Source organism: Pseudomonas sp. ok272 (assembly GCF_900109995.1).
Taxonomy (GTDB): Bacteria; Pseudomonadota; Gammaproteobacteria; order Pseudomonadales; family Pseudomonadaceae; genus Aquipseudomonas.
Window position 1 is genome coordinate 72,399 of sequence record NZ_FOCB01000018.1, and the last position, 6,921, is coordinate 79,319.

Below are 6,921 nucleotides of genomic sequence, written 5' to 3' on the forward strand. Positions count from 1 at the left end.
TTTCAATCTCGAACGCATTCTTTTCTGCTGCGCAATCCATGGTCGACTTTTTCAACAGAATCGACCCATAGCAGCCTTTCGCAGAGGGCAGATAGGGAGCTTAAGTAGTCGGCAGTTAGCCCCCTCTACCCTGCTTTGCGCAATGCATTGGCAACCAGCGTGAATGCGGGTGACGGTTGTCGACGGCTGGGGTAATACAAATAGTAGCCAGAGAACGGTGGGCACCAATCTTCCAGCACGCGCTGAAGCCTGCCCTCCCGAAGGTGCGGCTCAAACTCCTCTTCTGGCAGGTACGCAATACCCAGCCCGGCCAATGCTGCTTCCACGATATGGCTTGAGGTGTTGAAAATGAGCTGGCCGTCTACCCGCACGTTCACCTGCTTGTCTCGCTGCTCAAAGTCCCATACGTAGAGCCCGCCTGAAGTCTGCATGCGTTGGTTGATGCAGCGATGATTCATCAAGTCGCGCGGATTTTCGGGGATGCCACGTGTAGAAAAATACACTGGCAAGGCGACGGCAGCCATCCGCAAGGGTGGGCCTATCGGGACTGCGATCATGTCTTTGTCGATGGTGTCGCCCAGGCGTACGCCTGCATCAAAACGATCCGCCACGATGTCCCTGAACCCGTAATTGACGTCGAACTCAACGTTGATGTCTGGGTATTCGTGTAGCAGCGCAGTGAGTTTGGGGAGCAACGTCGTGCGCAGAACATGATCGCCGCAGGTGATGCGGACGGTGCCCGCAGGCTTGTCGCGCATTTGCGTCAGGATATCCAGCTCCGCTTCGATTTCATCGAAGCGATTACCGATCGCTTGCAGTAGCCGCTCGCCAGCGACGGTCGGCGAGACGCTACGGGTGGTGCGCGTCAACAACCTGATTTGCAGGCGCGCTTCCAGACCGCTGATGGCCTGACTCAGCGCAGATTGGGTAACGCCCAACACCCCGGCGGCGCGGGTGAAGCTGCCTTCGCGCGCTACTGTCACGAAAGACAGCAGATCGTTGAGGTTTCTTTTGACCATGGTGCGAAGCACCTTTTATGGCTATTGATTAGCAAGACTTATAGCCCTGTTAAGCATTCATTAGCTAGTCGCTTGAGTATTCGCTCGTCACCATGACCGGTATGAATACGAATGACTGTGAGGCCCCGATGGGCGCTGTTTCCACCCGCAACGAGGCTCCCGCCTACTGGAGCGGTGTCTTTGCAATGACGCTCTGTGTCTTTGCCCTGATTGCATCTGAGTTCATGCCGGTCAGCCTGCTGACGCCGATAGCCGTTGACCTTCAGGTTACCGAAGGAATGGCCGGGCAAGGCATTGCGATTTCAGGAGCATTTGCCGTGCTGACCAGCCTGTCGATCTCGTGGCTTGCCAGAACCCTCGATCGAAAGATACTGCTGTTGGCATTGGCCGGGTTGATGGCCGTCTCGGGCCTGATCGTCGGGCTGGCCCCCGACTATCAGACTTACATGGTCGGCCGTGCGCTCATCGGTGTGGTCATTGGCGGTTTCTGGTCGATGTCCGCGGCGACGGCCATGCGCCTGGTACCCGCTCCACAGGTGCCGAAGGCGTTGGCCATCTTCAACGGCGGTAACGCGCTGGCGACAGTCATTGCCGCACCGCTGGGCAGCTATCTGGGCTCGATTATTGGCTGGCGGGGTGCTTTTTTCTGTGTGGTGCCTGTCGCGGCGATTGCTCTCATCTGGATGTACATCAGCCTGCCCCCCATGAAGGTGGAGTCGCGCATGCCAGGCTCCGGGAACGTATTCAAACTGTTCAAGAATCGATCAGTCGCGCTGGGCATGGTCGGCTGCGGGGCCTTCTTCATGGGGCAGTTTGCGCTGTTCACCTACCTGCGGCCCTTCCTTGAAACGGTAACGCGCGTCGATGTATCCACACTGTCGTTGATCTTGTTGGTGATCGGTGCGGCAGGCTTTATCGGCACGCTGATCATCAGCCGAATTCTAAGGCACGGTTTGTTCCAGACATTGATCGCCATTGCGATCTTGATGGCCTTGATCGCCTTGGCGCTGATCCTTTTTGGAAGCTCAATCATCGTCGTTGCTGCACTGCTGGGCTTATGGGGCCTGTTGGCGACTGCGGCCCCGGTGGGTTGGTGGAGTTGGATCGCGCAGGCCTTGCCAAATAATGCCGAGGCTGGCGGCGGTCTGATGGTGGCCGTGATTCAACTGGCCATTGCTCTGGGCTCTACTGTGGGTGGACTGCTGTTCGATAGTCGCGGCTATCAAAGCACTTTTGTCGCTAGCGCAGTCGTGCTGCTGCTGGGTGCAACGGTGACCGGGCTGGCGTCACGTTCGACACCCTCTCGAACCGCTTGAGACATGCAACGTTCCGGAGACTAATCATGAAAAGGGGCATCCTCCGCACCTCAAGCGCAGATCTGCACCCAGTCCGGAGCAAGAGGCCACTTCGTTGGCCTGGTTTGCTGCATTCGGTTCTCGTGTTTGGTAGTTACCTGGTAATGAATGATGCCGCCTCGGCATCTTCGATAACGGAGAAGTCCCGTATGTGGATGATCGTCGGCGAACAACGCTTCGCTATCACCCTAGCCGACAACGCAGCCGCTCGTGCGTTTGCCACGCTACTACCACTGACGCTGGACATGAGCGATCTCAACAGCAATGAAAAATACGCCAACCTTCCTGAAGTCCTGCCTGTCTACGCGAGCAAACCGGGGACGATCCGCACGGGTGATCTGATGCTCTATGACGCGGACATCCTGGTTGTTTTCTATTCGACCTTTGAGTCGACATACCCATACACCCGCCTTGGGCGTGTGGAGAGCAGCACGAGCCTGGCAAAGGCTTTAGGTCGCCACGCGGTGAAAGTGATGTTTTCCCAAAACTGACTACTGCGCATCGATAGGGATTCCAATGAAAAAGTTCATTGTTTTATTAACGCTTCTTGTCAGTTCACTCTCAGCAACAGGAGCCGATATGTCCAACGGTGCGGATAATTTTTACACCAGCGACAAAGTGACCGTGCAGAAGGTCAATTTCAAAAATCAGTATCAAATGAACGTGTCGGGCACTCTTTTTACCCCCAAAAACCTCGACGACAAAACCAAAAGCCCTGCGATTGTTGTTGGGCATCCTATGGGGGCGGTCAAGGAGCAAAGCGCCAATCTATATGCCACGAAAATGGCCGAAAAAGGCTTTGTAACACTGTCCCTGGATCTTTCATTCTGGGGAGAAAGCGAGGGACTGCCACGCAATGCCGTCTCGCCGGATATATATGCCGAGGACTTCAGCGCGGCAGTGGACTTTCTCGGCACCCGACCTTTTATCGATAAGGCGCGGATTGGCGCACTCGGAATCTGTGGCAGCGGCAGCTTCGTCATCAGCGCGGCCAAGATCGACCCGCGTATGAAAGCCATCGCAACGGTCAGCATGTATGACATGGGCGCAGCCAATCGCAATGGTTTGAAGCACTCGCAGACACTTGAACAACGCCAGGAGACTATCGCGCAAGCAGCGCAGCAGCGTTATGTAGAGTTCACGGGCGGCGAAACCCTTTATACCAGCGGTACAGTGCATCAACTGGACGAGAATACTCACCCGATCCAGCGTGAGTTCTATGATTTCTATCGCACACCGCGCGGCGAATACACCCCCGCCAGCTCGACCAAAGAGCTGACCACGCACCCGACGCTTACCAGCAACATCAAATTCATGAACTTCTACCCGTTCAATGACATCGAGACGATTTCACCTCGTCCGATGCTGTTCATTGCCGGAACCGACGCGCATTCGAGAGAGTTCAGCGAAGAAGCCTACAAACTCGCCGGTCAACCCAAGGAACTCGTCATCATTCCTGGCGCTGGCCATGTTGACCTTTATGATCGCGTCGACCTCATTCCTTTTGACAAGCTGGCGAGCTTCTATCAGAGCAATCTGAAGTGATGTTAGAGCAAACATACCCTATGAATTAACCACGAGCCTGTGACGCTTTATCGCAAGCACTGGAGGCTCAATTGAACAATCTTTCAGTGAATGCGGATTCCACGACACTTGGACACTCAGCCCACGATCATGTGGACACTCATTCCACGCTCACTTGGACAGGCAGTCGGAGCGCAGCGACGCAGGTTCGCATTGTTAGCCTGAAGTCCCTGCCGCCGTCAATTTCGTCGCGCGCCTGCGCATCGATTCACCCTTCAGCTCGATGCGATAAGCGTTGTGCACCAGCCGGTCGAGGATCGCATCGCCCAAGGTCGGATCGCCGATCAGCGCATGCCATTTGTCCACCGGCATCTGGCTGGTGACCAGCGTCGAGCGGTTGCCGTAGCGGTCGTCCAGTAACTCAAGCATGTCGCGCCGTTGCGCAGCGGTAACCGGCGCCAGGCCCCAGTCGTCCAGGATCAACAGGTCAGTCTTGGCGTAGCCGGCCATTAGTTTGGCGAAGCGGCCATCGCCGTGGGCCAAGCCCTGCTCCTCCATCAAGCGCGAAAGGCGCAGGTAGCGCACGCTGTAGCCGTCCCGGCAGGCCTTGTGGGCCAGCGCGCAGGCGAGCCAGGTTTTGCCTACGCCAGTTGGGCCGCCGATGATCAGGTTCAGGCCGTCGCGCAGCCACTGGCCGCTGCCCAGTTGCAGGATCAAGGCCTTGTCCAGGCCACGCGGGCTGCGGTAGTCGATGTCTTCCAGGCAAGCGTTATGGCGCAGTCGTGCGGCTTTGAGCCGAGTAGTCAGGCGGGCGTCTTCGCGCTCGGTCAGCTCGCGATCGACCATCAGGCCGAGGCGTTCGTCGAAGCTAAGATCGTTGATGTCAGGCGTTGCGTGTTGTTCGCCAAGCGCCTTGATCATGCCGTGCAGTCGCAGGGTTTGCAGCTTGTCGAGTGTCGGGTTGGGCAGCATTTTGGTGCTCCTTTTTCAGGTCAGTGGTAGTAGCCAGGGCCGCGCAGGTTGATGTGTTCTTCGGGCAGTAACGGCAGGTTTTGCTGGCCAAGCGGTAGCCGCTCCAAGCCTTGGCGCAGGATCGATTCGAGGCTTTTGTAACTGCACGCGCCCAGTGCCAGCGTGCTGTTTGCTCAGGCGCAGGATGCCCAGGCAGGCGCGGAAGCCGTGCTGTGGGTGGATTCGGCGTTCGAGGATGTAGGCGATGACGCCAGCAGTGTTGGGCTCCGTTTGCTCTGCCCAGCGGATCAGTCGCTGGGGCGTCCACTCGGCATGCTCACGGTGACTCTTGGGCATGTGCTCGGTTTGGGTGGTGTGGCGGCCTTTGTGCGGCGAGCGCAGGTGGCTGGCCACGCGCTGGTTGGCGTGGAAGCACTCGACGGTCTGTGCGGTCAGGCGCACTTCGAGTTGGTGCTTCACCAACTGGTACGGCACCGAGTAGACGTGGCCATCGACCTCGACGTGGTAGTCGATATGGAATCGCACTTTTTCCATTCGGCATAGACATACGGATGCTCCGGCAGCGCTTGCAGCGCCGGTTGGTCGAGGGTCTCGAAGGCTGACCGGCGTGAGCCGGGCAGCTTTTTGAAGGGTTTGTGATTGAGGCGATCCAGCAGCAGACCGATAGCTGTGTTGAGTTCGCCCAGCGAGAAGAACTGGCGGTTGCGCAGCACCGCCAGGATCCAGCGTTCGACCACTTGCACGCCGACTTCTACCTTGGCTTTGTCCTTGGGTTTACGCGAGCGGGCGGGCAGCACGGCGACGAAGATCTGGGCCTGACGGATCTCGCCGGTTCTCGGGTCGATGATCGGCACGGTCTGTCCAGCGTAATCGACGAACAGCTTTTCGCCGGCTCGATGATCTTGGCGCATGACTACGTCGACCTTGGCGGCCCAGAGGCGGTAGTGTTCGCAGAACCAGCTGTATTGGAAGCCATGCGGGTGAGCGAGTCGATATTCCTGCCAAAGCAAGGCCAGGGTGACGCCGGGGCGGCGTAACTCGGCCTGGACATGGGCCCAGTCGGGTATCGGACGTTGATCGCTGGGAACGGGCGGCGGAAAAAGATGCCGTTGCAACTCGGCGTCAGTCAGCGCAGAAGGCCAAGTCAGGCCGCTGGCAGCAAAACGATTGAGGTACTCACCTACGCTGGCTCGGCCTACTTGCAAGCTGATAGCGACCTGGCGGGCAGATAGGCCGACCTCGAATTTGAGACGTAGCACTACTCGAATCTTACGCATGGATAACCGCTCCACGACGACCTCTCTGCTTCGATAAAAGAGGTCGATGGTAGTGAATTAATCCTGCGTTGCTGCCTGCCTTAAGAGTGGCCGGATGAGCGTGGAACGGGTGGCCGGATCACCATGGAATCAGTGGCCGGATGTTCATGGAATGGGTGGCCGGATGCCTGTGGAATCCGCACCACGGGTGCTGTTGGTAACAGGAAAACTAGTAGGTGAAGGCTTCGATCACACGCCACTACAGCTGGTGCCGGCAATGCCCATCTCACGAAAGGGAATCCTTCAGCAATATGCGGGACGGCTGCATCGATCACATGCCGATAAGGTCGAGTGCGAGTGATCGACTTCGTTGACGGAGGTAATATCGCACTGCTGAGGATGTGGGATAAGCGCCAGGCAGGTTACAAAGCGATGGGCTACCTTATGGTTGATTCGTAAGCGCTCCATGAACCCCACATTTTAAAGGTGGGGATCTATGGCTATCTTGGAATTTGCGGCGTGCAGCTCCACGGCAGCAGGGCCTCGAAGTCTTCTACGCTCGAGGCTTGTGGCAGGCGCTCAAGTGCGTGGCGCAGCCACGCATAGGGCTCTTGGCCGTTGGCTTTAGCCGTCTCGACCAAGCTGTAAAGTTGGGCGCTGGCCAACGCGCCTTTGGGCGTGTCGCTGAACAGCCAGTTCTTGCGCCCGATCACGAAGGGCCGGATGGCCCGCTCGGCCGCATTGTTGTCGATCGGCAAGTAACCGGCTTCGGTGTAGCGCACCAACTTGATCCAG

At 57.6% G+C, this 6,921-nt stretch carries 6 protein-coding genes and 2 pseudogenes; 4 read left to right on the top strand and 4 right to left on the bottom strand.

Annotated elements, in window-relative coordinates:
• Positions 1 to 125: 125 nt before the first annotated feature.
• Entirely contained in the window at positions 126 to 1,019 is an 894-nt protein-coding gene (locus tag BMW74_RS21680) for a LysR family transcriptional regulator (RefSeq protein ID WP_093426187.1), read from the bottom strand.
• A gap of 128 nt (positions 1,020 to 1,147) precedes the next feature.
• Here BMW74_RS21680 and BMW74_RS21685 point away from each other — a divergent pair, with 128 nt between their 5' ends.
• From BMW74_RS21685 to BMW74_RS21695, 3 genes are all read left to right on the top strand, one after another.
• The gene (locus BMW74_RS21685; RefSeq protein WP_093426188.1) at positions 1,148 to 2,335 is read left to right on the top strand and encodes an MFS transporter; all 1,188 of its coding nucleotides are present in this window, start codon (positions 1,148 to 1,150) and stop codon (positions 2,333 to 2,335) included.
• A gap of 143 nt (positions 2,336 to 2,478) precedes the next feature.
• Positions 2,479 to 2,865: a cyclophilin-like fold protein gene (locus tag BMW74_RS21690; protein ID WP_093426195.1), complete on the top strand. Its 387-nt coding sequence runs from the start codon at positions 2,479 to 2,481 to the stop codon at positions 2,863 to 2,865.
• Between the two features lie 25 nt (positions 2,866 to 2,890).
• Entirely contained in the window at positions 2,891 to 3,919 is a 1,029-nt protein-coding gene (locus BMW74_RS21695) for an alpha/beta hydrolase (RefSeq protein ID WP_093426189.1), read from the top strand.
• Between the two features lie 195 nt (positions 3,920 to 4,114).
• Here BMW74_RS21695 and istB read toward each other — a convergent pair whose 3' ends face one another.
• Both istB and BMW74_RS21705 read right to left on the bottom strand, forming a co-directional pair.
• Positions 4,115 to 4,870, bottom strand: a complete 756-nt coding sequence (gene istB / locus BMW74_RS21700) for an IS21-like element ISPsy14 family helper ATPase IstB (protein WP_093426190.1) — start codon at positions 4,868 to 4,870, stop codon at positions 4,115 to 4,117.
• A gap of 20 nt (positions 4,871 to 4,890) precedes the next feature.
• A pseudogene (locus BMW74_RS21705) lies at positions 4,891 to 6,147 on the bottom strand (IS21 family transposase).
• Positions 6,148 to 6,325: 178 nt separating this feature from the next.
• Here BMW74_RS21705 and BMW74_RS25560 point away from each other — a divergent pair.
• A pseudogene (locus tag BMW74_RS25560) lies at positions 6,326 to 6,585 on the top strand (DEAD/DEAH box helicase); the annotation flags it as partial.
• A 41-nt stretch (positions 6,586 to 6,626) separates the two neighbouring features.
• On the opposite strand, the gene BMW74_RS21715 reads toward BMW74_RS25560, so the two are convergent.
• Positions 6,627 to 6,921 (bottom strand): transposase domain-containing protein (locus BMW74_RS21715; protein WP_139208447.1); only part of this gene is annotated, 295 nt, incomplete at its 5' end.

Bases quoted from the DNA above. Each gene is read 5' to 3' on its own strand.
- BMW74_RS21690 (WP_093426195.1), top strand. From the start codon at position 2,479: ATGAATGATGCCGCCTCGGCATCTTCGATAACGGAGAAGTCCCGTATG.
- BMW74_RS21685 (WP_093426188.1), top strand. From the start codon at position 1,148: ATGGGCGCTGTTTCCACCCGCAACGAGGCTCCCGCCTACTGGAGCGGT.
- BMW74_RS21695 (WP_093426189.1), top strand. From the start codon at position 2,891: ATGAAAAAGTTCATTGTTTTATTAACGCTTCTTGTCAGTTCACTCTCA.
- BMW74_RS21680 (WP_093426187.1), bottom strand. From the start codon at position 1,019: ATGGTCAAAAGAAACCTCAACGATCTGCTGTCTTTCGTGACAGTAGCG.
- istB (WP_093426190.1), bottom strand. From the start codon at position 4,870: ATGCTGCCCAACCCGACACTCGACAAGCTGCAAACCCTGCGACTGCAC.